Origin of the sequence: Candidatus Methylospira mobilis (assembly GCF_009498235.1) — a bacterium.
Taxonomy (GTDB): domain Bacteria; phylum Pseudomonadota; class Gammaproteobacteria; order Methylococcales; family Methylococcaceae; genus Methylospira; species Methylospira mobilis.
The window spans coordinates 4,245,532-4,271,782 of record NZ_CP044205.1 but is presented as its reverse complement, the minus strand read 5'-3'; the positions used below and the strand labels follow the sequence as shown (position 1 = coordinate 4,271,782).

Here is a 26,251-nt window from a genome sequence, read left to right as displayed (position 1 = left end):
GTTTTCTTAGCGGCCTTCGAACGCATCCGCCATGCCGGGCGGCAGCGGTTCGAAAAAACTCACGGGAACCTGCAACCGGCCCTTGGCGAGGCCGATCGGCCTTGGGCTGCGGACAACCGGTGTTTTTTCCTGCGCCAGGCCCAATCGAAAGTAATGAACCAGGTCATAAATTTCAGCCAGCTTCTCGTTGGGAATTTGCTTTATTTCTTCAATCAGTTGTTCTTGCAGCATGGTTAATCGCTCCTTATGTCCTCTGTAAAGATGAATCACTCTTTGGCTCCCGGATTAAAGGCCAGAGCAAGCAGCCGTTCCGGAATTTTATTGAGGTCGTCCAGTTGCCGCTGAACGGCGGCTTTGAGCGGTTGCAATTGAGCCAGGGCTTTCGACACCCTGAGCTGTTCCCGGTAAGGCGGCAGCCGGATCGCGCCTTCGGCCAGCCGGTTGAACAGCATGCGTTCGCGCACCGCGCCGCGCGCCAGCGAGTTGATGCACTGCACGCCATAGGGCGAGCGCAGCCAGTAATAAAACCAGCGGGAATCGACTTTTCCGGCCTTGCCTTGCAAGGCGACATAATCCGGGCTGGTGATGCCGGGTTGATCGTTGTCATCGACATAGGCAATCGACCCGATCAGGATACGCATCGGGTTGTAAAACACCGTGCCGGCGAATACCGGCTTGTAGCGTTGCGGCTGCTTGCCGGGCGGCTCTCTGGCGGGTGCCAGTCCGTCGCGGGTGGCGCCCAGCACCGGGTAATCGGCCCAGTTTTCACCTATGCCTTTTTTGACTTCATCCAGCACATCGCCCAGGCGAAATTCGCTTGTGTCCGATTGTTCGATGCTTGCCCGGATATAGGCATAGCCCAGATTGATGATTTCCTGTCGCTGGGATGCCAATGCCTTGCGCGCGGTTTCGACTTCTTCGAATTGGGTTTTGAGTTTGAAGGCAACTCGGCGTTGTTGATCAAGTGGCAACCAAGGAATAGCCTGGGAGAGCACTTGCTTATCTGTGACTGCTGGGTATAAAGCACCTTGGACGAGCCGCGTTAAGGCATTAATGAACAGTCCTGACTGCACATATAAAAACAAATAGTCAGCTTCTAGTTCGGCGCCACAGCGAAGAACGCAAAAACCAGTACTACAAATGTTTCCATGCAATTCGCGTGGTACAATTGCTACAGCATTGAGGTTCGGTCTAGTCGTTGAAACAATGACATCATTATGATGCACTACTTGACGAGCGCGTACAGAAGCGACTTTGCCAATTGTACGTTGCGGGCGTGTTATTTGTTTTATTGCATTATCAACAGCCGAAATATCGATATACCAAAATTCATTATCAGGCGCTTTACTCGGCTGGGTAGATACAATGCTACGCTCACATAATTCGCTCAGCGGACGTAAAATATAACTCATATCCCAAACAACCTACCCTTAGCCTGCAAAATCACCTCTGCCGGTTTCCCCAATCTTTTCAAGGCCGCCAGACCTCCGGCCTGCTGAATTTCAGGCACATCCCACAGCGCCGGAGTTTCCAGCGCATCGGTGCCGCCCAGGCCGAATTGACGACCGAAGCCTTTCAGCACGATTGCGCTGTCGCCCGGCATGCTCTCGAACCAGCTCAGGTTACGGTCAAGATAAGCCTGCCCGCGCTGTCGGCGCTTCAAGGCCTGGGCATGGTAGCCGTGATGGGCGAACATGTCGTAATAATCGAAATCCTGCATCTCTTCCAGCTCGCGCAGCAGTTCCGGCGAGTAGTTGTCGCCGAGCAGGTGGTCGATCAGTTCGCGGCGCTTTTGGGTGGCTATCCACAGTTGCCGGAAGTCGTGCAGGCTGCGGGCTTCGCTTAACACCCGTTGCAGTATTTCGCGGCGATAGTCGTCGATCGGGATTTTCACGTCGCGGCCGTCGCGGCGGCTGAGGATGTAGCGTCCTTCCGATGCGACGCTGACTTGCTGCCCGGCGATCTGTATCACCGGCGGCTCGCCGCCTTCTCCTTCACCGCCGCCCGTGCCGCCATCCGGCTTTGCGGATTTGCCCGAGGTGTTGGCGGTGATAAAGTCGGTGCCGAACAGGTCGGTGACGCCGGTGTAGTCGTACAGCCAGAATTTGTATTTTTGCGTGGGCTCGTCGATGCGCGCGCCGCGCCCGACCATTTGATAAAACAGGATGCTGGACTCCAGGTAACGGAAAAACACCACGGCGTTGAGGCGTTCTATATCGACGCCGGTAGCCAGCAAATCGACGGTGCAGGCGATAAAGGCGCGTTCACCGGAGCCGCGCATAGGCTGGATCAGCTCCCGCCCTCCGCTCGCGGTGCATTTGAACGCGTAATGATCCTTGGCGACGAGGCCCTGCTGTTTGCACCACAGGCTGTACAGATTATTCATCTGCTGAACGACGCGATCGGCGTGGATGTCGCGGGTGCAGAAGATAATCGCTTTCTGTTCCGGGCCGCCGTGCAGGCAAAATTGCCGGAACAGGTCGTCGCACATGGCTGCCACGCGTTCCGGCAGCAATAGTTCGTCGTCGAATTGTCTCGCGATATATTGCGCCTTGATCTGCTCGACGCCGACTGCCAGACCGGTCCTGGCGTCTATGGGGCCGGCTTTTAAAACCTCTTCGCCGGTGAAGGTTTTGGCGTCTATCGTGGCTTTGCGCTTGACGATCTCGCAGGCGGCCAGATAACCGTCTTCCTGTGCCTGTATCAAGCTGTATTCATATACCGGCTCGCCGAAGTATTTGAGGTTATTGGCGGTGATTTGCGCATCTTCCGCTGTTTGCGTTCTGGACTCGCGCAGTTGCCGGGGCGTGGCGGTCAGGCCGATATGGATGGCGTTGGGGTTGCGCAACAGCACTTCCGACCAACGCCCCCAGGCGGAGCGGTGGCATTCGTCGATTATTATGACGCTGAACGAATCCGGCGGGTAATGCGCGCTGAGAAAGCTGGCGGTTTCGGCGTCTTCGTCATCCAGCCCCAGGGTCTGGTAGGTGGCGATATGGACGCGGGCGTTTTTGGCTGCGTTCCGGCCTTTGCTGTTGGCGACGATGCGCGCGCTGTCGCCAAACGCGGCGCTGAGTTTATTGTAGGCCTGCTCGCGCAGCTCGTCGCGGTCGCATAAAAACAGCGCCGGTTTCGGCAAGCCTTGCGCCTCGTTCAAGCGCCACAGCAGATTGGCGGCCAGCACGGTTTTTCCCGCGCCGGTGGCCAGCGCCAGCAGTACCCGGCACGGTTGGCGAAGCTGTTCGCAACGGAGGATTTTTTCAAAGCAGGCGCGAATGGCGGCGTCCTGATAGTAGCGCTTTTTCGGATAGGCCGCGCTGTCGGCGGCAAACAACAGCGCCGCATCAGGCCGGTCGAGGGCGATGCCGGTGTCGTCCGCGTAGCGCCTCGTCAATCCGGCATGGCTGGGAAAATGCTCCTTGAACGGATGCGGTCCGCTCTGCAGGCCGCTGGTTTTGTCGTATTCGCCGTACAAATGGCCGTTGGTGGCGAACACATACCGCACATGAAAACGGCTGCATTCGGCATAGCTCTTGGCCTGCTGCATGCCTTTCAGCGGATCGGCGTCTTCCTTCTTGGCTTCCAGCACGCCGACCGGCAGGGGCGCCGGACAATTCGGCGTTTGCACGCACAGCAGATAGTCGGTGCGTCCGCCGCCCGCGCGTCTGCGGCCTTTGTGGCCTATGGCTTCAACCGGCGCAGGGGTTTCCAGTTTGAGTTTCGACGCGTCGTCATAGCCTTTGTCGCGAAGCGCCGGATCGATCAGATGGTATCGGGTTTCCGCTTCGTTGTAACTCATGACGTCGATTTTTCCCTAAAAACATCGGTAAAGACATATACCGAAACAGATTTACCGGAAAAAAGGCGGCATGACAATCTGCGGGGTTCCACTTGAGGATATAGCTAAAAATAACTTCCCGATATTGCATCCAGTATTTTTGACGGATGCGCTACGATAGATAGGCCACCCTGCCCACCCCATAAGACAACCGCTTCACCCTGTTGCAGGGTGAAGCGGGTTACAGCAGCAACTATTATTTGCCTTTCCACTTCGCCTGCGCGGCGCATGCTTCTTCTTCTTTTTTGTGGGTTTTTTCCCACTGGGTAATGGTCTTGGTTTCGTTGTCGTCCATTTTGTTATTCATACACGTACAATACGTGGTCAGAGTTTCGGGCGTCTGGCCTTCTGCTTGATTATCGGCAATACACTGGCTTATCCATTTTACATCATCGCTTCCCGCAAAAACGGCGCCACTTGCCAGAGCGGCGGTCATGGCAACAGCAAAATACATCGACTTCATAAGGATTTCCTTATATAAATTAAAAACGATAAGTTACTGAATTATATATAACAAAACACAAATAACCCAAGACCGCCGCAGCGGTCGGTCGCAGTATAAAGGCTGGTTTGAGATATTGCAAACACGCACAACGAACGGGCGTATTCACAAAACGTGACCATAGCCGGTTACGGGTTAGCGAACAGCCAATACTTCCTCCAGCTCGGATTCGGATATTTCATCGGCCCAGATATCAAACTTTTCCAGCGCATGTTTGCCGAAGGTTGTAGTCAACGCCACATCCGCGGCATCGCGCCCGCGCGCCATCAAAATACGCCCCACGCGAGGCTGGTTGTTGCGCGCGTCGAAAGTATGCCATTTTCCGCCCAGAAACACCTCAAACCAGGCGCTGAAATCCATCGGCGGCAGCAGCGGCACCTGGATATCCCCCAGATATCCGGTGGCGTAGCGCGCCGGTATGCCCATGCAACGGCAAAAAGTAATGGCGAGATGGGTATAGTCGCGGCATACGCCGCGTTGATCCAGAAAAGTATCGTAGGCAGTGCGGTCGCAACGGGCGGATTCGTGGGCAAAAGTGATGTGGTTGTGCACCCAGTCGCAAATGGCCTGTACTCGGCCCCATCCGGTCGACCCTTGTCCAAACAGATCCCAGGCTGCTTCAGTCAGCTTTTCAATTTCGCAATATCGGCTGCCCAGCAGATAAAGCAGCGTATCCGTCGGCAGTTCGCGTATGCCGTGCTGGCGGGCATCCGGCGTCAGGATATCCGGCAAACCGTCATCCTTCATGACGGTGTCGATCTTCAAATGCAGGGTCCCGCCTTGGCAAAACGCGCGTGCGCATTTATTGCCATACACATCGATGAAATCCTCAAGCATCAACGCCGGCTCGCTTATCAACCGTTCCGGCTTCATCAGGAAGGAGGACCGGCTGGGATGCGTGTACAGCATCATGATCATTTCGGTAGGTTGAGGGAAGGAATAAGCGATATCGAAACCGATTCTAATAAACATGATGCTCCCTGATGATGAAAGATTGGATTTCCACGCTTTTACTATAGCCCATTTTTTTCTCGTTATATCAATATTTTATTTTTAACCTTGGACGCACAGGCTTTTTCCACCTGTCGACTGATAATTGATATACTGGTAATTGTTTCACCTTTAGCAAGTTCAACGGAGCTGCACCAGCAACACCCTGGCAATCGATAATCGGCGCTGGAGAAAGTCATCTCGAGCGACCCGCAGACGAGGAGAAAAATATGACGTATTGTGTGGGCATCCTGCTTGAACAAGGCATGGTCTTCGCGTCCGACTCGCGTACTCATGCAGGCGTCGACAATATCGCATCGTTTTGCAAAATGACGGTGCTTGAGCGTCCCGGCGATCGTGTTATCGTGCTGCTGAGTTCGGGGAATCTCGCGGGTACGCAGGCGGTACTCAGCCTGTTAAAACAGCGCGGGCTCGTCGAAGACGACGGCCCTACCGTATGGAACGCCGCCACCCTGTTCGATGTCGCCGGTTTGGTCGCCGACGCCATGCGCGACATAGACCGTCGCGACGGCCCTTACCTGACAGACAGCGGCGGCTTTAACGCCTCCTTCATACTTGGCGGGCAAATCAACGGAGAGCCGATGCGACTGTTCCGGATTTACTCCGAGGGTAATTTCATTGAGGCGGATATCGAAACCACGCCCTACTTCCAGACCGGCGAAGCCAAATACGGCAAGCCGATCATAGATCGAGTCATCACCCAGACGACCAGTCTGGAGGACAGCGCGAAATGCGTGCTGGTTTCCTTCGACTCGACCATGCGCAGCAATTTGTCGGTCGGCATGCCGATCGACCTGATTTGCTACCGGCGCGACAGCCTCCGCATCGAAATGCGCCGACGGTTTGCCGAAGGAGACAGCTATTTCACCGCGTTGAGCAATCAATGGCGCGAGGGTGTGCGTGAAGTCTTCAGCCGGCTGCCGGAACCCAAACTGTCAACCTGAACAGTCATTACTCCGGCTCTTCGCCGTGGACAAAAACTTATGCGGCCGTCTCATCGTCACTTGCGAACATGGCGGCAACAGCATTCCGCAAGCCTATCGGCATTTATTCCAAACCGATCAGGATCGCCGGCTACTGAACTCACATCGCGGATTCGATCCCGGCGCGCTGGTCATGGCCGAATCGGCTGCCATGCAACTGGCTGCGCCGCTGGTTATGTCGACGACCAGCCGCTTGCTGGTCGATCTGAACCGATCGTTACATCATCTGCAGATTTATGCTCCGGCAGTGCGCGCCGCCCCCGCAGCAGTCCGGCGCGACATTGTGGAAAACTACTATCTACCCTTTCGCAATGAAGCCGAAAGCCTGATCCGGGAGACTATAGCCGGCGGCTTGCGCGCGGTTCACCTGTCATGCCACAGTTTTACGCCGATACTCGACGGCATTGAACGCAATGCCGATATCGGGCTGCTCTATCATCCTGCGCATCATCAGGAAGCGGATTTTTGCAAACGCTGGCAATGCGGCATCAAGGCGCTTGCGCCCATGCTCAAGGTACGGCGGAACTATCCCTATGCCGGGAAAAACGATGGTTTTACCCGCTATCTCCGCCTATGCTTCGCGCCTTGCCAATATCTTGGCATCGAACTGGAAATCAACCAGCGCCTGGTACGGGAGGAAGATGAGGATTGGTCGGATCTGCGCAGTATCCTGATAGAATCGTTGCGTATGACGCTGAATTCATGGTAATTATTCAGCTACCGTTGCCTTGTCTGCGCAGGAGCGGGCTTTGGCCCGCGAATGGCGGACCGATCGCGGGCCAAAGCCCGCTCCTACAAAAATTTTTTCGCCGAAAACTCGTGCAGATTCCGTTGGCTGAATAGTTACAATTCATGATATGGCTAACGGAGTGGGAAAACCATCACCAAAGAGTGATAGGGCATTAACCTAATTTGTTCTGGCAACCCAACCCATCCCCCTGCACGAAAAAGTCCTGCGCAAGAAACAGGGTACTCAGATCCAGCCCTGATCCTTGAACTTTACCTGCATTTCCGTGGAAATTTCCTTGGCAATTTCTTCCGCTCTGCCTTCTATGGTGCTGCTGCCGTTGGATTCCCCATACATTTTTCTTCCGGCATTGATAATAAGTCCAGCCGGGTTGGAGTTTGCGATCGTAGTCGCCACACCGAGCGCCATGCCTGGCGATTTATCTCCCTCGCTTTTGAGATCGGCTGAGCCAATCCTCTTCAGTCCGAGCATTGTCTGTAAGTAGCCTTCCACAGACGCTTTCAAGCTGGAGGCTCCGGAGCCAAAGCCGACTGCAACACGTTGTGAGGCGTCGCCTTTATCGACCGAAAGGACTTGTCCCTTAATTACAATATCGCCAACACTTGGACTGGTTTGACTGGTGGCGCGTACGGACTGCAACCCCATACTGCGGATATTCTTTACCAGAATGGCGGAAATTTCAGCGCCCACCTTTTCAGCGGTAGCCTTATTGGCCGCCTGTTCCGGAGTAAGCTTTGCAGACGTATCGCCAAACGCGGTAAAGTCATAAATATAAATATGTTCGGGACGGGCTATCTTCTTGCCCCCTTTGTATTCATCGCGCGCGGTAACATTGCTTGGCGATGCGCAACCGGCAATTGCGATCATGACAAATAAACAAGCAATCATTCGGATAAAAAGTCTCATAAAAAACCTCAAGTAGATACGGAACGTAAAGTTTTACAGTGTTTGCGCTAGTTGCAACCATGACTGAGTTGCGGTGTTGAAGCCGGCATGTCAGTCGACGTAAGGGTATAAATAAAATGTACCTGCTTGACCATAATCCGTTCCTTGTTTAAGACAAACCTGGAAACAAACGGCCGCTAATATCGAGACCAAGGGACTAAAAACCTTGAATATGTCCCGGAGCATGGGATTGTGAGGATGTCGCACGCTCAAAATCCCGAACGAATATTATCACGTAACCGGGCGGCTCAAAAGATCAGGAGAGGTGACGGTCAGTTGATCGTCCAACCGGCAGGCTTTGAACCGGCGCATAACGGTACTCTATTTGGTGTCCGGTTGTGTAAGCAAAAACGGCGTTTTTGACTCCGGAGATGGTGTTGGACTTTTAAGCGCTTCAGTTTGGCGCAGTATCCGGCCGCATAAATCATCCATGGCCTGGAGAAGGCCGTCAAATTCGTCCGGGTTGAGGGCTTTGCGTACATTGATTCTGAGTTGATTTCCATGTTGCAAGTTGACAAGTAAAATTGTCTCATCGATAGGAATGACATCGTTTTCTATTCGCATATCCCTTATTATCCTCTCTCCTGAAAGGCTTCCATGGGGCGGTTGGCCCTGGCAGAGTCTAGTAACAAGCCATCAAGCGGCAGTTCGCAATCGGGCATAAACACCCGCATGAAAAAATCCACCTCCCTCATCCGATAGCTTTCCAGTTTCTGCCGGTTTTGCAATGCCGCCTGTTTGAACTCCAGGTTTCCGGCGCGGAGTTCGATCCGGCATTTCAGATAGGCAGCCAGCGTATCGGCAGCCTTGATGATCCGCCGATGGTTTTCCGGCTGTTGTTCCAAAAGAAATACCTGTTGATAGGCCGGACGCAATTTATCGGGCAACAGCGCGAGTAATTCCTGGTTGGCCAACGCTTCAATGTGCTGATAGGCTCGAGTCAGGTTTTTAGAGTGATACTTGATCGGCGTCGGCAAATCACCGGTAATGACTTCGCCGGCGTCATGATACAGGGCTGCGGTGGCTATGGCGTTGGCGTCGAACTGCCCGGCATAGTAATGGTTGCCGATCAGCGCCAGAGCATGGGCGATGGTGGCTACATCCCAACTGTGTTCGACCACGTTCTCGGATTCGGCATTGCGCATCAGCCCCCAGCGCTTGATCCAGCGTAAACGGGAGAGATAGGCATAGAATTTACTGGTCGGAATTTGGGTCATGCCTCGGCGGCTCCTTGATCTTGATACTTTGCCGCCATGCAAGCCGTTTTCCGCTTAAACCCAGGCGTAGCGCTTCCAGTTTCGGTATTACGATGGGATCGGAAAGCGCAATTTTCCGGATGACGATTATAACCACCCTCCGGGTTCGAGAGAAACCATGGTCTGCAGCGCATCGATACGGAGCAGTGCCGCAGAGGCATTGCCCTGCGCCCATGGGTGGCAGGTGTGGCACGAATGAGATGCTCCAGCGCCTCACGCCGCATGATCCTGCTTTTATGCCGTCAGAAAGGCGAATCGGTCCTGCCTGGTGAAGAGCACAGCGATTGGTAATGATTTAGCATCGCACTTGCCCGCTACGAATCCTCGGCCTCGACGGCGCAACATGTCCCAACACCTTCATTCATGCCTTGCAAACCGCATCAGCCGTGCGACCAACAGTTTTTCACCACCCAGCGGAGGAAGCACTGGTCTAATCGTTTTTGATCAACCCTGTAGCGCAACTCATTGATATTATAAATCAGGGGTTGAGCGATTTCGAATAAATCAGTGCTTCCCCAAGTGCCGGCTATTGTTTTAAGGAGTAAGAAACAGCGCAGATGTCCATATTCGGGACTGGTCGCGTTGCCGGGCGGTTATGAATAACGGATGTTCGCGCCCTGGATCGAGATTAAGCGCCGTCAGATCAATACTCCCCGCAATATCGCGCGGCAAAGGCGCTTCCGTTATTCGCTCCAGGGATATCTTCAGTTCGGCTCCGGGCAGTTCGCGTTCAAAAACGCCGGTGCTGAGTAACTGTTTTCCTTTCAACTCTACCATTACTTCGGGCGCATGTACAAACGGTGCAGGCATTAGCGGGTCGCCAACTTTGACATAAGCCTGGATACTGGCGTGCAGCCGAATAGTGGCTTCGGTTAGTTCCGACAAGGTTAGTTCGATGCTGTCGGTGTCCCCGTGCGTGACGGTGGAAAACGACAGCGTGGTTGCATCTTTGCGCCAGCAGGTTTGTTCCGGGTGGTCGAAACCGAAAGTTCGAAAATCCTGAACGATTACGCCGTTAATCTGTATTTCCCCTTGCCAGTAGGCGCCGCGATAACGGTCTTTAATGCGCGCGCCGCCGATACGCACGCGAATTTTATTAGTTGAGTAATTCAGTTCCTTATGCATATCGCGCCGCCAGATACATTGCTCGCCGTCATAAAGCAGTACATCTTCCCAACCCATGTCCCCGAGCAGGCGATATTCCAGCGGTAAGGATGGATCCGATTGAAATACTTCTCCCATCCAGCGCTTGCCTTGGCGCAGCATGGCATAGCTGCGTTCGCCCGTGGTGGCAAAGGTGCGTCGAGCGCGCAACGCGCGCGCAACACTTTCGCGGTCGAAGCTTTCCGCCAGCACGCCGGTCAATCCGCCGCGCGATCCGAATACCGCAGTGGCCGGTACTCCGCCGCCGCAACGCCCTTGATGCTCGTCGCTGTTGGCGGCCGCGCCCATGCGATAGCCGCGACTGAGCGCGTCGGCATAAACCCAGTGGAATTGCCCCCAGGCAGAGCCGACTTCAATCAGCCGTTCCAGTTGAGGATGGTGCCAATCGAGAATGCAACGGCGGCCGCCTACATGAGGAATCAGTAAATGCCCTTCCGGGTCGTCGGCGTAGGCTGCATAGAGTTCGTCGACCGGCCATGCGCCAGGGCGAATGGCGCCGGCGGTAAATTCGTTCCATTCGAAAGAGCGCAACAGACGTCCTTGCGCGTCGAAAGGGAAACGCGGTTTGCCGTCACGCAGGAAGATTACATTACGGTCGCCGCCGACCGAAGAATTTCCGCACCATTCGGTGCCTGGAAAGCATACGAAGCGGCCCGGTTCATTGAGGCTGTGAATAAGTTCAACCGCCTCGTTCCAGCTGCGCTGGGTGATATTGAAATCATTCGCCGTATAGCCGAGTATATCGAGACCGGCTACGTCGCGTCCGTAACTCAGGTTGTAGCGGGTGTCGTTGGTGCCCACGGTATCGTCCGAATGGACGTGCAAATCCGCATAAAGAGGGCGGATGCCTGAGCTGGCTTCGCAGGTTACATAGGCGTCGGCGACAACCGGCGACGCGTGCAGACGGGCCTGCAGCCGCCATTCGCCGGTTTCTTCCAGCGTAATTGCGTTGATTCGCACTATAGCCCAGCCTTGTTCGGCCAATATAAATTCCTGTACGCGCTCAACACCGCCCGGGGCCCGGATGATCAACGCACCCCCTAACGGCAGATTACAGCAGGTATTTCCCCATTGGTCTTCAGCCCGAACGATTACATCGAAAAATGTTTCGACGCCTACCCATCTTGGCGCTATCAGTTTGAGCTGTTGCAGTGGCCCCGATACGATATTGAGCACGCAGTCGCCGGGTACTTCGGCAAATTTTGAACTGCCGAGTGGGTCAATAAACATGCGAAAACGAAAATCCTTCTCGACGAAGCTTTGTACCCTGGTACCGGCGCCGCCTTGGCGACGATCCCCCAATCGAATCACTATGCGATCTCCGGGGTTAAGGTAGCCGTCGACTACGTCGATCAGTATGGCCTTCTGGAAAGGGCGCTCATGCCCTTTCTGATCAAAGCGTACTTTGAGATGCTGTACCGTGGCGGCGCTTTGTCCGGCTAGCAGTCCCGTGGCATGGTACTCGGCAGAAACATAATTGGCGGCTGTTGGGTCGGATGTCTGAAACAGCGCCCAGTCCGAGTAAAATTTGAATGCCAGTTTCAGCCATCCGCCGTCAGCCAGACCTGCGCCGCCGACTTCATAGTCGAGTTTTAATTCAGTCCATTCGCCGGCGACCAATGTGTTATGATCGCAGTTCACAGTTCCCAGAAAAGGACGATTTTTATTTCGTTCATAAAACCCTTGCGGCGCAATGTAGTTTCCCGCTTCGCGTTGCGGGTCGAATTGTCGGTTCATATTTTTATTTCTCGGTTATTGGACGCGCCAGTGTTGATAGTGTTGTTCTAGGCGGCGAAACACCATGCTTTCCGCCAGCCAGGCGCTCAGGCCGATAAGTACAATGCCGAGCATTACCTGACTGCTGTTGCCTACTTGTCCTCCCATCGACACCATCCAGCCGATGCCTTGCGATGCGCCGATCATTTCCGCGGCGACGAGAGCGCGCCATGCCTGACTGAAGCCGACGCGCAGCGCAGTGGTTATGGCTGGTAGCGACGCAGGCAAGTAAACGTGGCGCAACAGCTGTAATCGATTGGCTCCGAGCGAGCGCGCTGCGCGTATTTCTGTGTTACGAATGGCTTGTATCCCATCCTGGATGGTAACGGTCATCGGAAACATGGCGGCTATAAAAATGACCAATACGATAGATAGATAGCCTAAACCAAACACGATCATGGTCAGCGGCGCCCATGCGATGGGTGGAATGGCCATGAACAGGCCGTTAAGTGGCGACACCAGATCGCGAAATCCCTTGCAAAGGCCGGTTGCTGTGCCGAGCATCAGCGCAGCCAGAGCCGCAGCGGAAAAGCCGCCAACTTCTCGTAACAGGCTGGCCTTGAACTGTTGCAGCAACGAACCGTTACTCGCCCAGCGTAACGCTTCTTGAGCGACATCCCATGGCTGCGGAAACACATAAGCAGGCACGCGGCCGGCGCATAGACACCAGATTAACAGCAGTAGCGGAATCGATACCCAACTCCAGGAGAATCGAGAAATGAATGATTGCATCACAACAATAGCCTCACTCAGCGGCTCGAAATCGCGTCGGCATTATTTTGAAAACGCGTGTCGACAATTTGTTCAAGCGTGACCGGTTTGTTAAGGAAACCCAGCGCCAGCGAGTAATCGATCAAACGCTGAATAAATTGAAGGTCAGTGGATTCCAGCTTGTCGGACCACCCCAGGCGCTTGCGCGCTTCCCGTACAATGGCTTCCGGCGCCAATGTTTTTCCATCAATGGTTTGTAACGGCTCCAGGTTGAAGGTTTCTGCGATTATGCCATTGGCCTCTTCCTGATGTTCCTGCAGGAAGGCAATGGCCTTGCGATGCGCACGCAATAGTTTCGCTATATCGTCCGGGCGCTCCTGCAGGATTTTCGGTACTCCGACCACCACATACCATGGATAATGAGGTAAAGCCTGATTTACATCGAGTATCAGTCGGGCATCGCCGCGCGCCAGGGCCAGACTGACGAAAGGTTCCCATGTAAAGGCGGCATCAACCACTTTGCGCTCCAGCGCCGCGTTCATGTTGCCGGACGGCATCTGCACGATGGTCAGATCGTTTTCGGGATCCAGCTTGGCGGCTTCCTTCAGTACATAGCCGCGCAACAGCACATCCATGCCGCTACCCTTGGCTACGCCGGCCAGCTTTTTGCCGCGCAGATCGGCCGGAGATTTGACCGAACTGCTGCGGGACGCAATTACCGCCGCTTGACCGTAGTTAACCTTGGCAATAATGCGGGTTTCGAGACCCCGTGAGAACCATTGGTACACCGGCGGTGTGCCAATATAGGCAACATCCAGCTCCCCGGCCGCGATAGCTTGTTGAATCATCGGACCGTCGCCAAACGAATGGACTGTGACTCTCAATCCTTCGGCTTCATAGTAGCCTTTTTTTTCGGCAATAAGCGCCGGAGCATTGGCCATGGCGTATACCCAGCCGATGCGCAAGGGTTGGTTCTGCGCGACGCTTTTCTGCGCCGTCATCATGAAGATTGATGCAAGACTGACATGCAGCAGCAAGTGGCGCCATAAAAGTTTGTTTTTTTTCATTTGAAAGTTCTTTGTTAAAATCAGACGCCGAGTGGCGTCGAAACGGAAACTGCCTTTTGCATGACATTGCCGATGCGTTGCAGCAGAATGTTGCGGTATTCTGCAAATTTCGGCAGCCTGCCGGTCTCGATATGCCTGCGCGGGCGCGGCAATTCGATAACCAGCTCGCTGTCTATTCCTTGTGGCGTAAGCCCGAGCATGACTACCCGGTCGGCCATTAAAACCGCTTCATCAATATCATGAGTGACAAACAGAATGGTTTGTCCCAGCGTGGTCCACAGATACAGCAGTTCATCATTCATGCTTTTACGGGAAATGGCGTCCAATGCTGCAAAAGGTTCATCCATCAGCAACAGCGAGGGTTCCATCGCCAGGCTGCGGGCAATGGCGATCCGTTGCTGCATGCCTCCTGAAAGTTGATAGGGCAGTCGCTCGGCAACGTGTTCCATGCCAACCAGTTCGAGGTAGCTTAATGCCTGCTTATACTGTTCCGTCGGTGCGAGATTACCTTGCATGCGCAGCCCAAAGCGGACGTTTTCCAGTACGTTCAACCAGGGAAATAGCTGCGGGGTCTGGAAAACATAGCCGAGCTCCGGCATTTCCGGTCGTACCGGTATGCCATTGATGCTTACTTGTCCGCGAGTGGGCGAAAGAAAGCCGGAAAGTAGATTAAGTAAAGTGCTTTTACCGCATCCGGATGGCCCAAGTACGGCTACAAACTCACCTGCGCGCGCATGGAGTTCAAATGCTCGAAACACGCTGTGTCCGTTCGGATAGCTGAAGTCGATGGATGTTACGTCGAAGCTTGCCGTGCAGCGCAATTTCACTGTTTTACCGCCGAAACCAGAGTTGCCGTTTTTCTTGTGTGTCATGCGGAATGCGTTTTGCTACAGGAGATGCTGTAATAATACGTCTTAATACAACTTTGCCATACTAATCTGTTGTTATAAGCATATGCAAAAAAATAATCAGGATTTTGCTGCCACCGATGTACTGCTGCGCGACAACCAGGCGTCGTTATATGAGCAGATTGCCACGAGACTGCGGGAGGAAATCGCAGCCGGCAATTTCTTCCCTTCCGGACGCTTACCGTCGGAAGCTGAGCTGGGTATGCGTTTTGACGTAAGCCGGATCACTGTCCGTCAGGCCCTGGCTAAGCTGGTCAAGGAAGGTCTGGTCATAAGGCGGCAAGGTAAGGGCAGTTACACGTCGGATAAACCGGTACGGCATGGACTTGATACCCTGCGCAGTTTTCATGAGTCGTTAGTGCAACAAGGTTTGAATGCATCTATGGAACTGATCGAAAAAGAACGGTTATCCGTCCCTGAATCACTGAAATCGCTTTTCGGTGCAGATAATACCCAAAGCTTGTTTCTTAAACGTTTACACCGAGTTGACGGCGAACCGGTTGCGTTGGGATGCAGTTACCTGCCGGTCGAGTTGGATTTGTGTAGCTGGTCGGAAATTGAAAAAAATCCAGCCTATGCTTTGCTGGCTTCCGCCATGGAATGTCCGGTTGCGCGTGCCGATATATCCATACGCGCTCAATCCGCAGATCGAGGCTTGGCAGCGGCGCTCAATATTTCGATTGGCGCCGCCTTGCTGATGATGGTAAGAACTTCCTATTTTGTTAACGGACGATTTGCTGAATATTCCACTTTTTATATTCGCCCGGAACGTTATGAATTTGTTCTCGGTTGCGAATATAAGGAGTAACCGGCCACCACATACATAGGCCTCTCTTCAATGAGGCAGATGTGCGATATTAACGCATCTGCAATTATTCTCATGAACACAAAATAAACTTGGCAGGAAACCAAACGCAAAGCCAATCTGGAAAAGCACCGGCTTGATTGCAACGATGCAGATTTGATCATTGCAACCCCTTACCGGCTGGATATCGAAACCGGGCGTAACGGCGAACGCGGACAGCAAGCCTTCGCTTATGTATTTGATCGGCTCACAGTATTAACCGTGGTGTATTTACCGGGTAAAACGCCACATATCATCAGTTTTCGCCCGGCTAAACGTAGCGAAAGAGAGGCTTATCATGACTGTGCTCGTAGTGACTACCAGGACAACTGAGGAAATGCGCGCGGCGCGCGAAAGCGGAGAATCAAAAATCGATTGGGCATTTCTGGGACAGAATGCGCTCGACGGTATCGAACCAGAAGACGACGACGCGGATTCACCCGACGCCACGACGCTCATGCGCACCGCCATCGCCAAACAACGCGTCGGCCGGCAGCGGGGGACCAAAGAGCAAGTCGCCATACGCTTTGACAAGGGCGTGCTGGCGGCTGTTCGCGCGGCTGGTCCCGATTGGCAAACGCGCATGCACGCAACGCTCAAGGAAGGAGTGACTAAAAACACACTCCCCTGCTTGATATGCCGCTGCAATGACAGGTATCCATGTTCTCGCGTTATGCCAGAAATCAAGATTTATGGCACAAGTTTTAAATCATTATAAATCAATGGTTTGTCAGAGACATAAGTCAGGTACAAAATACCCCTATCGCCATACCGACCGATTTAAGACGGGTAATACAATTAACAATCACCAAACATTTACGGGGAAATCAATAATGGATACAGTTGCGACCGCTGTTCCAAGCGCAGACAACAATGAACGCCATTAAGCGCTTCGTCATGAACCATATCGACTGGGTACTGTTCGTGGTGCTGACTGGATTCGGGTTGTACGTCGTGGCATGCAGACCTTGGGGATTCGATCTAGGTGCTGCCGCAGGCCTTGCCGGTGCGTTGTTCGGTGGTGCGGCGCTTCTGTTAGGCAACTGGATCAATCGGGCAAACGAGAGATTCAAGGCTGAGCAGGAACAGGCAGGCCAGGTAGAAAAGTTAAAGACACTGATTGCGGCTGAGCTGGTCGATGTGGCTTGTGGGCTAATGGATGCCAAGCGGCTCGTCGATGCGGCCATCCACAGCCGACGAGCTGACGGGTCAGTAGCTGATACATTGGACATGAGCCCATACAGGCCCCGTCAAATGCCTTTTACTGATAGCCTTGGGACAAAGCTACTGGCCGTGGAAAAAGAAGCGATCGACGCGATTGCGACCTTACGCTCGAACTTGGCGGTCACGCGGCAAAGCATGGATGAAATCACTGCCGGCACCAGCTTTGGATTGCTGAAAGCGACCTTGATGTCGAACGGCTTGGGGCATGATATGACTATTCTGGCCGAAGCGTTCTCTCACATCGCGCCCAATCGTAAGCTGCGCCTGCAAAACGCCGAGCCAGAGCTTGTGACTGAGATACTGAAGCGCGCGGCAAATCCTATATGACCACACGGCTAGAGCGACCTTGAGTCTAAAAAACGAAGGTTTTTAGACAACAGAGGCCGACGAACGACGGGTGACATCGACTATGACAATTTAGTTTCCGTCAATCAAGGTAATACACGGGTTTTCGCTAATTGCTGCTGACACCGACTTTGAAAAGTTACAATCGCCTGCTCCATGACGCTCGCATCGTGCCGATTGCCGGTGAGAGCTACCGAGTAAAGCATCAGCGAGCAGCGGGCATGGTTAAGGCTAAAGGGGCGTTGCCGGCGATATAAGCGGCACGATAATGTAATGGGGGTGTATCAGTTTTAAATCAACATTCGCTACAAAAGTGTGTCAGTTTTAAATCGGCATTGACAATGTGTGACACCGTACCGACTGCGGCTGGTTCTGCGGCTAAAGTTTTTCCAAGGCTTTAACGCGCGACCCAGTCCCGCTCCGAAGCCTGGTTCGCGGTCGAAAGTTTGGCCACGTTTATATCTTTACCTTTGGAGAACCCCATGAATCAGCCATCCCACACGGATCACGCCATGCACGCCTGTAATAGAGGCATGTAGCCGTTGCCATCAGGTCTGCCTGCAAATCGCGATGAACCACTGCCTCAAGACAGGCGGAAAGCATATTGAGGCAGAGCATTTCCGTCTCATGATCAGTTGCGCCGAGATCTGCCAGACATCGGCCAATTTTCAGCTCGGTAGCTCTCATTTTCAGCATCGTCTGTGCGAAATCTGCGCCGAAGTCTGCGAGGCATGCGCGACGGATTGCGAGAAGATCGGCGGTATGGATGAATGCGTCGAGGCATGCCGTGACTGCGCCGAGAGTTGTCTGAAAATGGCGAATATTAAACAGTAGGAGGCTGTTTTTGCCCAATGTCCCGGCCCAAGTAAACGTTGGAAAGGACTATAGTGCTGCCCGGATTGAGGTAAGCCGGATTTTTGCCAACGGCTTACGAGCAAATGGTTTGCCGCCGGAGGATCGCCAATATCTGGCGAAAATCATTGCCTAACGGACAGGTCTATCTCCGGTTGATGCCGAAAAGCGTGTCAACGACGTATTTAATAAAGCGCACACCGCAATCGTGGACACTGAGCAAAACGCAAAGCAGACTACCGAATATGCGCGCAAAACGGCAGCCCATTCCGCACTGTGGATGTTCGTGGCACTATTGTCTGGCGCCTTTGTAACGAGTCTGGCGGCAACGTTTGGCGGAAAACAGCGGGATCGGGTAATCCATACCGATAACACTTCGTTCAGCTAATTTGTGCTGCGCTATCCTTCTATTTTCGAATTAAATTCCTGGAGATAAATCATGCGCTCACTTTTACTTTTATTGCTTGGCGTACCGATTCCATTAATCATTTTGATTGCATTGCTTACCCACTTTTGACTACTCGCTGAAGTTCGCACAACGGTAAGCTTCCCTAATTGTACCGGCTTGCAATCGAAAATGGTCCAGCTCGCAATCAGCGCATTGGCAGGCTCAAATTAACTGAGAATGAATATCAGGCTGAACTCACATTAATTGAAAATGACTGTCGCACCAAAAAACGGAAAATTGTACCAGCATCTTTTTATGAAGTCTGTCATGACAAAAATGCAAGATACTCGCAGTGTTGCTTAATCTATTGCTGGGAATTCCGCTCGGTTTGCTGATAGAGAATGCCGGAGAATGGCTGATACACCGGTATGTGCTACATGGACAGGGCAAGCGCCCAGACAGCATCTGGGCATATCACTGGCATGAACATCATCGGGTATGCCAGGAAAACGGCATGCTTGATCATGGATACCAAGGATGGCCGCTACGTTGGAATACACAGGGTAAGGAAGCGCTGTTTTTGCTGGTGGTCGTGCTCGGGCACATCCCCTTGCTGATGTGTGTGCCGGGTTATGTTGCCGGAATGTATGTGGGACTCGCGTGCTATTACATCAGGCATCGCAAATCTCACCTCGATCCCGACTGGGCCAGACGCAAGCTCCCCTGGCATTATCAACATCATATGGCGCAGAACAGCGAAGCCAATTGGTGCGTGGCTTGGCCGTGGTTCGACCGAGTCATGGGCTCCAGGCACGAATATCCGATCAGCTCGGAGGAGCAGTTACCCATAATAAACAAATCATTAAGTATGCACGGCTAACCAGCGCTGCGAGACATGGAGCCAGGCGAAGCGAGCGAGTCGAGTAGTCCCCCGAAGCCTTAGCACTGGGCGGGATTCAGCAGGAGTCCTGCAAGGCCAGCGAAAAAGCATTGAGCGGGGATGACCGGGACAGTCGAAGGCAAAGCGGTCGCCTATTTTTTGCTCCTGCAGGAGACTCGGATGTCCCGGCAGGTTTCGCAAAAAATGGCGGCACGCCGCAGCATCTGCGGATACGCGACAATATCCAGCCACGCCACTTCGCCATAGCGCCTCATCAACACCCGTTCCGTTTTGCCCAAATCTGATTCGATCAGAAGAGAAGGCCATCAAGGAAGCGGAGGGGGCAATATATTCTTCGAATAAAACAGCGGCCTTTAGCTGCGATCGGCCTCTTTCGCGGGCTAAAGCCCGTTCCTACAGCGAGATACAACGGTAGCTGCATAGTTTCGATGTTTATTGAAAATCGCTTAAGTTGAACGGATTGGTTGTCTCCGCCACGTAGAACCGCCGTTTGGGTGGTTGGCCCGACGCGTCCGGATGATGGAGTGACCTCATAATCCATGCCAGAGGCAAGGCCGCATATATCGTGCGCGCCGAAGCCATAAGTTTCAGCGCGGTTCTCAGCGGCGTAGTCTCGGTAGCGTCTGGCTTATCGGCAGCACCACGGTTGTTGGGGATTTGGCGCTTGGTAAATTCGCCGATGATAAATCCGATGCTGCCCGCCAGCAGCAAGCTTGCCGGAGCGATCAACTGTTGGTGTATCTTCCGGGTCAGCGTAGCGGCGCGAACACCGCACCTTCGTTGACGGTTCGACAACTGCTGTTCCGCATCCCTGATTTGGATTTTCAGAGACTTGGATTTTCTTCGGTTCCGAATGCAGGTTGTCATCATGTTTTTTCCGCATTTCGGCGGCTTGAGGGCGGAGGATGAAGACTGCGGAGAGTTGCGGGAAATTGTAAGTAACGACTCTTGCGGCGTATCAAGCCACAGAGAATCAGCGCCAGCAGCAAATTCAAAGCGACGGCAAGCAGCATGGCGCTGCCCGCCTTGACGCCATTATCAACCAGCTCAAGCACGGCGGCAGCCACAAGCCCCAGCCACGCGCCGCTTAACAAAACAGCGACCATGACCCCCGCCACGATCATACCGACCAGGCTCTCGCCCGCCCGTCGCGTTTCCAGCGCAACGAGGTGGAAGCAATCATGCGTTAACCCACGCAGATCGTGCAATAACGACCGAACATCGTCCAGTACGCTGGATTCGTCCACAGGATCGCCGTGTGCGCTGTCCCCGGAAGTTTCACTCTCCGGAGCGTCCTTCGTGGGCATGATGTTTGACGATCTAACGACCGCTTAACAGGCGGCTTAGTAAAAAGCCGGCCGCAACCGCAATACCCAGCGACGTAATGGGGTTGCCACGGATATAACTGCGGCAATTCTCGACCAATTGCTTTTCCGCATGTTGCAGTTGCTCTCCTTTTTCGCCAAGCGCCTCCGCGGCCTGACTGGCTGCGCTGGCGATATTATCGAACGCTTCATGTGCGGAATGAGTTGCTTTGTCTAAAGTTTCCATAATTATTTTCTCCCCTATCTAAGATGCATGTCATTCTTGACCGATTTCACGCCATTGACGCCTCGCGCTATCTCAACCGCTTTACTGATATCTGCACTGGAAGTCACGAAGCCGCTCAATTGCACAATGCCCTTGAAGGTTTCAACGTTGATTTCGGCGGATTTCAAGTTCGGCTCACTCAGCAGGGCCGACCTGACTTTGGTGGAAATGACTGTGTCGTCAACATACTCCCCTGTTCCTTCCTTCTTTTGTGTCGATGCACAACCAGCGGCAGTCATTAACGTCAGGGCCAAGATAAATGCACTAAAAAATCTAAAAAAATGTTTCATGACTAAATCTCCACTCCAGTGTTTGCCTATCGCGAAGGCTGAAGAAAAAAGAACCTCAGAGCCTGCTCAAAGATGTCCTTCGCCTTGGAACGCTCTGCGTAGTTTTCGATATGCGCGGATTCGAGTACAGAACTAACAGGTGCTGCTATCGGAGCTGCGCTTTCGGCTCTGACGGCCACGGTCGTTATTAGTAAACCGGTTATCATGGGGTGCGAGTAAATCTGATCGTTTCGACATACTGAACTCCTTTACTTTCCAAAAATCAGATAAATAATAACCAGCACAATTGTCGGAACGCCTAATAACCACCCAATCAGATATTTACCCATAACAACCTCTCTTTATCCTGAGGTAAAAAAGCGTGCGGCGAAAATGGCTACTCTTACACCCTGATCTGATGCCATTCTTGCTGCGCGCACGCCTCCCGAGCCCGCGCCAATTACAAACAGGTCATAGTCATATTGAGTCATTGGCGTTTCTCGTTTGTAAATTCAGGTAGAATCAATGGCAATAATAGTCTCATTTATTATGTTTTAAATACTCCAGCAGGGTATCGGCATCGCTTGCAGTAAATGGATCATCTGTACAGTTATCAATCTTGCCGGGTTCGCTGAATAGTTTGATAATATTTTTATCATCGACAATCATTGAATAACGCCATGAACGACTGCCAAAACCAACATTTTCCTTTTTTACCAGCATTCCCATTGCTCGGGTGAAATCGCCATTTCCATCTGGCAAAAGTTTTACATGCTTAATATCCAGATGCTGTCCCCATTGAAACATGACAAAAGCATCATTAACGCTGATGCAGTAAACTTCATCAATGCCCTGATTAATAAGTTCCTGATATTTTGCTTCATATCCGGGTAGGTGTTTGCTTGAACAGGTAGGCGTGTAAGCACCAGGAAGCGCCAGAACAACAATGCTTTTATCTTTAAATATTTCATCGGTGCTTAAACCCTGCCAGCGAAATTTATTGTCGCCGACGATACTTTCGTCACGAACGCGCGTTTTAAAAATTACATCAGGCACGGTAAGCATTGTTGCGCTCCTTATTATTAAATGTAAAATAATTGAAAAATTAATTAAAATACCTGAATTGATTTATAACCGGCAAAGCTCGTTGGAAATCATATAGGTTCCAGCCATCCTCTCAGCATAAAATCAATCAGGCGCGAATTATTGCCATGGTAGGGTACCAAGCCAATTCTCGGAATAGAGCGGCAATAGTCTTGGCGGTGCTTGCTATTACATCGACCATGGCGGTTACAATAGTGGTAACCACATAATTAACCCCGCTTAAATTTTCAAGCATTTGTGTTTCTCCATAAGAGGCCGTCAATTGACGGCGATACGCGCCACAGGTAAATATATGAAATATAATAAAAAGAGCCTGTCCAGAACTTACCTGCACAGCACTACAGCGCTCGTTTAGCGGCCTTTCTTAATATTTTCCTTGAGATCACCAAAGCCTGCCTGAACTTTGCCGACGTTCTTTTGAATATCCCCTTTCGCTTCTATAGCCGCGTCGCCCAGTATCACGCCAGCGGCTTCCTTGACGGTACCTTTGGTCTTTTCGACTCGGCCTTTTACTTGATCTTTGTTCATGAGTGTCTCCTGATGTATGAGTCATAACCCAAGCCTGGAAAATGTTTCCCACGACTTGGTTTAAAATCATATATGCAAAACTGTATACGGTCGGTTCGGCAGCGCACATAATTAAACTGTTGCCTGATTAGCTAAATTTATCAGCCTGTGGAAAAACGTCCGTCATTCCGGCCATGAAATAGATGGCAACACATTTGCCTAGCGACAGCCGGTAACCAGCATCGGAAGACCCGTTTTATTCACTAGTGGGCGGAATCATGATCGGCTTGAAGACTTAATATTCTCAGCCATGTTTAGCTTTTGCCGGGACTGTTTTTTTCTTCGATTCCGGCGCGGGTGGGCTGGGTAGCGCTGAGGCGGGCGTAATGACCGCGCGTGTTTCGGTTGCGGCGCTGTCGCGCTCGGTCAAAGCCGCCAGTTTGCCGCGGAGCTCGCGGCGGCTTCTTCTCCGGACTATTTGGCCGTGGCTCGGGCTTCGGCCAGCTCTTGGCGCATGGCGTCGAGTTCGCCACGTTCGGGGGATGTACGCCGGAACCCCAGATTTTTCCGTCAACTCCGCAAATCCAGCACTGGCGGGGCCTGTCGCAAAACATGTATTTTCCGACACTGGTAGCAAGCTGGCCCCTATTTGTGGCCGACAAAGTAAAAACACCGAAACGAGCGTATAATTGCTAAAAACCCAACAGTTTGGTTATATGAAGGTCTGTATACACAACGGGCTGCTGATTGCCGTCCTGACACGGAACGAACACTGTCCACCACATGTGCATGTCGGCGCTAACGAATGGGAAGCACGTTTCGAGTTTAGTTTCTGGCATAACGGCGTGCGGCTGTTAGATGTACTGCCAGTGCAAAACAAGCCGACTGTAGCGGTTTTGGAAAACCTGCGACAGACGATAAAACAACCATCCCACCTACGGCGCGCTCGTGAAATTTGGTGGCGCAACCTGCAAACAGTTTGCTTGATTAACCAGCTATGGGATACAGAAGCTAGTGAGGTGGCGAGCGCCAAAAATCGCCAGTCCAGTGCAAGCATAATTAAATACGCACGTTTCGACGCGGGGGCTTACAAAACGGTGTTGCAATTAGAAGGGCAGTCCAACTTCATGGAGATTCGGCTATGAAAACAATAAAAGCACAGGAACGATTTGATGAACCAGTAACAGAAGCAGTATTGGAGCAAGCAATAGCGCGCGGCAGAAAGCAGCGCAGTCAAGGCCTACACGCGATAGCCGTACAATACCTTCCTGTACTCCAATCCTTATTGATCGGTTTCGCCGATGAAAGCGCTGTAGCTTTGCCGGTGAAAAACTACCCGGAACTAGCCGAGTTGAGCATAGCCGAACTAGAGCAGTTGGCTGTAGGTTTCGGCGGTAGTGCGCTGTGCCTGGACGAACGCGACTTGCATGTCTCGATTGCTGGCTTAGTGTCGGCCAGCAATCCACTAATGGAAATGGCAGCTACAGTCATTGCCATTCGCAATGGTAGCCGCCGCAGTACCACCAAGGCAACCTCATCGCGCACGAACGGCCAGAAGGGTGGTCGCCCCCGTAACCCGGCACATAACACCGTTTGACGCAGACGGCGGTACTTTGTCTAAAAACCGAAGGTTTTTTAGACAAAAGTGCATTCACATGAAATCAAATGCTTGAGAGTCTATCAATTTTGTCTAACAATAAGCCATGAAATATGGGTATGCGCGCGTCTCGACCGACGACAAAAAAACAGATTTGCAAATTGCCGCACTGAAAAAGGCAGACTGCGAGTACACCGACACCGCAACCGGCGCATCAAGCAAGCGCCCGGAACTTGCTTGATGCCTGGAAAAACTGATGGCAGGGGATACGCTCGTCGTCTGGAAGCTAGACCGGCTGGGCCGGTCATTGCCGCAACTGGTCAACGCGGTGGCTGGCCGATCTACAAAGTAAGCGTCCAGCGGCCCACGCGGCGGTTTCATCTCGCTTAAAGCAAAGCCGGCGATCATTGCGTTGAAGTAACTCAGGAGCAGTGGGAATGGCTGGTTGCCGGAGTCGATTGGCAACGCTTGTCGGTATCCCTGAATACGCATTGGCAAGCGTGATTCCATGCGAGCAAAGCTGTGCGAAACGCTGTAGCCATGCGGGTTACAGCGTAATTATCCGTCTGGAACCAGGGATCATAACATTATGAATTTACAGATTAAACTCGATATGCTGAATCTCGAAACCGCCACTAAAACACAGTTGGCGACGGCGATAGATTCGTTGATCGAACAGGCGCAACAGGACCCTGACCAACGCCAGCGAGTCAGGATACGCAGCGAGCGCGAGCTAAAAAGACGAGAACTTTTTGGCAACGCGTGTTACTTAGAGTTTAACTGCGCCGTTACAATGCGCTTTATATGAGGCAGGTTGGAAACAAGCGCGATCACACTTCAAACATTTTTATTTACTTGAATGAGGTCAGTCATGAGCGAAAATGAATCCGAGCAGAAAGACATTAAAAATCAGGCTACTGTGTTATCAGAAAATGAGTTGGATGATGTGGTAGGTGGGCAACGCGTTGACTTTTCAGGCTCATCTCAAGAGGGTCGAGTATTGAAGAATGGCACCAGACTTCGTGACACCCACACCCATACAGTAAATCCACCTCCTGGACCAAATTCAAGAGGATAAAAATAACATTGCGTCGCCACTTTTGCGAAGCCTGAAATGGCTCCATCCTATTATCGGGTGCAAATTGTGGCACAACCTTTTGATAAAAGTATACAAGGCAATCTTACCTATTATAGAAGGAGTAACAAAATGAACGATGTAGCAGCAGAACAACACCCGGAATACGACGAACACGACGAACAATTCGCGCGCCTGATTGCCAAGTGCTGGGCGGATGAAGCTTTCAAGGCCAAGTTGTTGGCGAATACAGCAGAAACGTTAAAGGAAGAAGGCTTCGAAGTAGCGGAAGGCATTACCGTCAAAGCTGTGGAAGACACCAATACTGTATTTCATATGGTTATTCCGCAAAGAGAAAGTGCATTATCTGACGACGAACTAAGCCATATTGTCGGAGGTCAGCGCGTTCTGCACCCAAACCAACGTGGCGTAAGACCTGGGTGGATAAGGATAAAACCAAGACATGATACGAACGTGGACATTTTAACTGATCGCTCTACGGTCATCCCTAACACTGCGGAAGCGCGAAAGAAGGCAGGTGTCAACTAACGCGGCGGATATAGAGGCAAGAATAAATATAACGAATAGCGTTTATCCGTCGCCAAGATTAGCCAGATACGAAGCTCGGCGTTCACCGGCGACGGAT

General features: G+C 52.4%; 31 protein-coding genes and 2 pseudogenes. 14 read left to right on the top strand and 19 right to left on the bottom strand.

Translation table 11 applies throughout. The features are described from left to right. Positions 1-6 precede the first annotated feature (6 nt). The 5 genes from F6R98_RS19515 to F6R98_RS19495 form a co-directional block, all read right to left on the bottom strand. Positions 7-231 carry a hypothetical protein gene (locus tag F6R98_RS19515; protein WP_153250498.1) on the bottom strand — a complete coding sequence of 75 codons (225 nt, stop codon included), beginning with the start codon at positions 229-231 and terminating at the stop codon, positions 7-9. Positions 232-266: 35 nt separating this feature from the next. Then, on the bottom strand, positions 267-971 hold the full coding sequence (locus F6R98_RS22260; RefSeq protein ID WP_228124976.1) for a restriction endonuclease subunit S domain-containing protein: 705 nt from the start codon (positions 969-971) through the stop codon (positions 267-269). A 437-nt stretch (positions 972-1,408) separates the two neighbouring features. Next, positions 1,409-3,799, bottom strand: coding sequence for a DEAD/DEAH box helicase family protein (locus F6R98_RS19505; protein ID WP_153250496.1), 2,391 nt, complete (start codon positions 3,797-3,799; stop codon positions 1,409-1,411). A 235-nt stretch (positions 3,800-4,034) separates the two neighbouring features. Beyond that, positions 4,035-4,301 carry a hypothetical protein gene (locus F6R98_RS19500; protein ID WP_153250495.1) on the bottom strand — a complete coding sequence of 89 codons (267 nt, stop codon included), beginning with the start codon at positions 4,299-4,301 and terminating at the stop codon, positions 4,035-4,037. Positions 4,302-4,475: 174 nt separating this feature from the next. Beyond that, positions 4,476-5,312 (bottom strand): transglutaminase-like domain-containing protein, encoded by an 837-nt coding sequence (locus tag F6R98_RS19495; RefSeq protein WP_153250494.1) that lies wholly within the window; start codon positions 5,310-5,312, stop codon positions 4,476-4,478. Between the two features lie 248 nt (positions 5,313-5,560). Between F6R98_RS19495 and F6R98_RS19490 the strand changes: the two genes are divergently transcribed. Next, positions 5,561-6,295, top strand: coding sequence for a peptidase (locus F6R98_RS19490; protein ID WP_153250493.1), 735 nt, complete (start codon positions 5,561-5,563; stop codon positions 6,293-6,295). A 25-nt stretch (positions 6,296-6,320) separates the two neighbouring features. Then, a complete protein-coding gene (locus tag F6R98_RS19485; RefSeq protein ID WP_153250492.1) occupies positions 6,321-7,043 on the top strand; it encodes an N-formylglutamate amidohydrolase in 723 nt (240 codons plus the stop codon). 264 nt (positions 7,044-7,307) lie between these two features. On the opposite strand, the gene F6R98_RS19480 is transcribed toward F6R98_RS19485, so the two are convergent. From F6R98_RS19480 to F6R98_RS19450, 7 genes are all read right to left on the bottom strand, one after another. Further along, entirely contained in the window at positions 7,308-7,949 is a 642-nt protein-coding gene (locus F6R98_RS19480; RefSeq protein WP_194270031.1) for a DUF4410 domain-containing protein, read from the bottom strand. Between the two features lie 399 nt (positions 7,950-8,348). Next, the gene (locus F6R98_RS19475; RefSeq protein WP_153250490.1) at positions 8,349-8,591 is read right to left on the bottom strand and encodes a hypothetical protein; all 243 of its coding nucleotides are present in this window, start codon (positions 8,589-8,591) and stop codon (positions 8,349-8,351) included. Between the two features lie 8 nt (positions 8,592-8,599). Next, positions 8,600-9,244 (bottom strand): 5'-deoxynucleotidase, encoded by a 645-nt coding sequence (gene yfbR / locus F6R98_RS19470; protein WP_153250489.1) that lies wholly within the window; start codon positions 9,242-9,244, stop codon positions 8,600-8,602. Between the two features lie 573 nt (positions 9,245-9,817). Then, on the bottom strand, positions 9,818-12,184 hold the full coding sequence (locus F6R98_RS19465; RefSeq protein ID WP_153250488.1) for a PHP domain-containing protein: 2,367 nt from the start codon (positions 12,182-12,184) through the stop codon (positions 9,818-9,820). A 15-nt stretch (positions 12,185-12,199) separates the two neighbouring features. After that, positions 12,200-12,955: an ABC transporter permease gene (locus F6R98_RS19460; protein ID WP_153251159.1), complete on the bottom strand. Its 756-nt coding sequence runs from the start codon at positions 12,953-12,955 to the stop codon at positions 12,200-12,202. Between the two features lie 17 nt (positions 12,956-12,972). After that, positions 12,973-14,001, bottom strand: coding sequence for an ABC transporter substrate-binding protein (locus F6R98_RS19455; RefSeq protein ID WP_153250487.1), 1,029 nt, complete (start codon positions 13,999-14,001; stop codon positions 12,973-12,975). 20 nt (positions 14,002-14,021) lie between these two features. Then, positions 14,022-14,873 carry an ABC transporter ATP-binding protein gene (locus F6R98_RS19450; RefSeq protein WP_153250486.1) on the bottom strand — a complete coding sequence of 284 codons (852 nt, stop codon included), beginning with the start codon at positions 14,871-14,873 and terminating at the stop codon, positions 14,022-14,024. Between the two features lie 82 nt (positions 14,874-14,955). On the opposite strand from F6R98_RS19450, the gene F6R98_RS19445 reads away from it, so the two are divergent. The 6 genes and pseudogenes from F6R98_RS19445 to F6R98_RS19420 all read left to right on the top strand — a co-directional run bounded on the left by F6R98_RS19445 (position 14,956) and on the right by F6R98_RS19420 (position 19,442). After that, positions 14,956-15,717, top strand: coding sequence for a GntR family transcriptional regulator (locus F6R98_RS19445; RefSeq protein WP_153250485.1), 762 nt, complete (start codon positions 14,956-14,958; stop codon positions 15,715-15,717). Between the two features lie 102 nt (positions 15,718-15,819). Then, positions 15,820-16,086 (top strand): annotated as a pseudogene (locus F6R98_RS19440) (BrnT family toxin); the annotation flags it as partial. Beyond that, entirely contained in the window at positions 16,052-16,471 is a 420-nt protein-coding gene (locus tag F6R98_RS19435; RefSeq protein WP_153250483.1) for a BrnA antitoxin family protein, read from the top strand. The pseudogene F6R98_RS19440 and the gene F6R98_RS19435, both read left to right, overlap by 35 nt. Before the next feature lie 155 nt (positions 16,472-16,626). Continuing rightward, positions 16,627-17,304 (top strand): hypothetical protein, encoded by a 678-nt coding sequence (locus F6R98_RS19430; protein ID WP_153250482.1) that lies wholly within the window; start codon positions 16,627-16,629, stop codon positions 17,302-17,304. Positions 17,305-18,382: 1,078 nt separating this feature from the next. Further along, positions 18,383-18,562 (top strand): hypothetical protein, encoded by a 180-nt coding sequence (locus F6R98_RS19425; protein ID WP_153250481.1) that lies wholly within the window; start codon positions 18,383-18,385, stop codon positions 18,560-18,562. A 352-nt stretch (positions 18,563-18,914) separates the two neighbouring features. Next, the gene (locus F6R98_RS19420) at positions 18,915-19,442 is read left to right on the top strand and encodes a sterol desaturase family protein (RefSeq protein WP_228124975.1); all 528 of its coding nucleotides are present in this window, start codon (positions 18,915-18,917) and stop codon (positions 19,440-19,442) included. A gap of 453 nt (positions 19,443-19,895) precedes the next feature. Here the strand turns inward: F6R98_RS19420 and F6R98_RS19415 are convergent, their stop codons facing one another. From F6R98_RS19415 to F6R98_RS19385, 7 genes are all read right to left on the bottom strand, one after another. Continuing rightward, positions 19,896-20,333 (bottom strand): hypothetical protein, encoded by a 438-nt coding sequence (locus F6R98_RS19415; protein ID WP_153250480.1) that lies wholly within the window; start codon positions 20,331-20,333, stop codon positions 19,896-19,898. Continuing rightward, a complete protein-coding gene (locus tag F6R98_RS19410; protein ID WP_153250479.1) occupies positions 20,330-20,770 on the bottom strand; it encodes a phage holin family protein in 441 nt (146 codons plus the stop codon). The genes F6R98_RS19415 and F6R98_RS19410 overlap by 4 nt, the downstream gene beginning before the upstream one ends. Positions 20,771-20,783: 13 nt before the next feature. After that, positions 20,784-21,014, bottom strand: a complete 231-nt coding sequence (locus tag F6R98_RS19405; RefSeq protein ID WP_153250478.1) for a DUF883 family protein — start codon at positions 21,012-21,014, stop codon at positions 20,784-20,786. Positions 21,015-21,028: 14 nt separating this feature from the next. Further along, positions 21,029-21,343, bottom strand: a complete 315-nt coding sequence (locus F6R98_RS19400) for a BON domain-containing protein (RefSeq protein ID WP_153250477.1) — start codon at positions 21,341-21,343, stop codon at positions 21,029-21,031. 519 nt (positions 21,344-21,862) lie between these two features. Beyond that, complete coding sequence (locus tag F6R98_RS19395; protein WP_153250476.1) at positions 21,863-22,387, bottom strand: peroxiredoxin; 525 nt, start codon at positions 22,385-22,387, stop codon at positions 21,863-21,865. Positions 22,388-22,514: 127 nt separating this feature from the next. Beyond that, a complete protein-coding gene (locus F6R98_RS19390; RefSeq protein ID WP_153250475.1) occupies positions 22,515-22,661 on the bottom strand; it encodes a hypothetical protein in 147 nt (48 codons plus the stop codon). 116 nt (positions 22,662-22,777) lie between these two features. Beyond that, positions 22,778-22,954 (bottom strand): CsbD family protein, encoded by a 177-nt coding sequence (locus tag F6R98_RS19385; protein WP_153250474.1) that lies wholly within the window; start codon positions 22,952-22,954, stop codon positions 22,778-22,780. A gap of 668 nt (positions 22,955-23,622) precedes the next feature. Between F6R98_RS19385 and F6R98_RS19380 the strand changes: the two genes are divergently transcribed. The 6 genes and pseudogenes from F6R98_RS19380 (at position 23,623) to F6R98_RS19355 (ending at position 26,154) form a co-directional block, all read left to right on the top strand. Continuing rightward, complete coding sequence (locus F6R98_RS19380) at positions 23,623-24,078, top strand: hypothetical protein (protein WP_228124974.1); 456 nt, start codon at positions 23,623-23,625, stop codon at positions 24,076-24,078. Beyond that, positions 24,075-24,530, top strand: coding sequence for a DUF2442 domain-containing protein (locus F6R98_RS19375; RefSeq protein WP_153250473.1), 456 nt, complete (start codon positions 24,075-24,077; stop codon positions 24,528-24,530). The genes F6R98_RS19380 and F6R98_RS19375 overlap by 4 nt, the downstream gene beginning before the upstream one ends. Before the next feature lie 106 nt (positions 24,531-24,636). Further along, positions 24,637-24,882 (top strand): annotated as a pseudogene (locus tag F6R98_RS19370) (recombinase family protein). Positions 24,883-25,119: 237 nt separating this feature from the next. Next, positions 25,120-25,338, top strand: coding sequence for a hypothetical protein (locus F6R98_RS19365; RefSeq protein ID WP_153250472.1), 219 nt, complete (start codon positions 25,120-25,122; stop codon positions 25,336-25,338). Positions 25,339-25,401: 63 nt separating this feature from the next. Further along, positions 25,402-25,608: a hypothetical protein gene (locus tag F6R98_RS19360; protein ID WP_153250471.1), complete on the top strand. Its 207-nt coding sequence runs from the start codon at positions 25,402-25,404 to the stop codon at positions 25,606-25,608. A gap of 129 nt (positions 25,609-25,737) precedes the next feature. After that, positions 25,738-26,154 (top strand): NHLP leader peptide family RiPP precursor, encoded by a 417-nt coding sequence (locus tag F6R98_RS19355; protein ID WP_153250470.1) that lies wholly within the window; start codon positions 25,738-25,740, stop codon positions 26,152-26,154. Positions 26,155-26,251 lie beyond the last annotated feature (97 nt).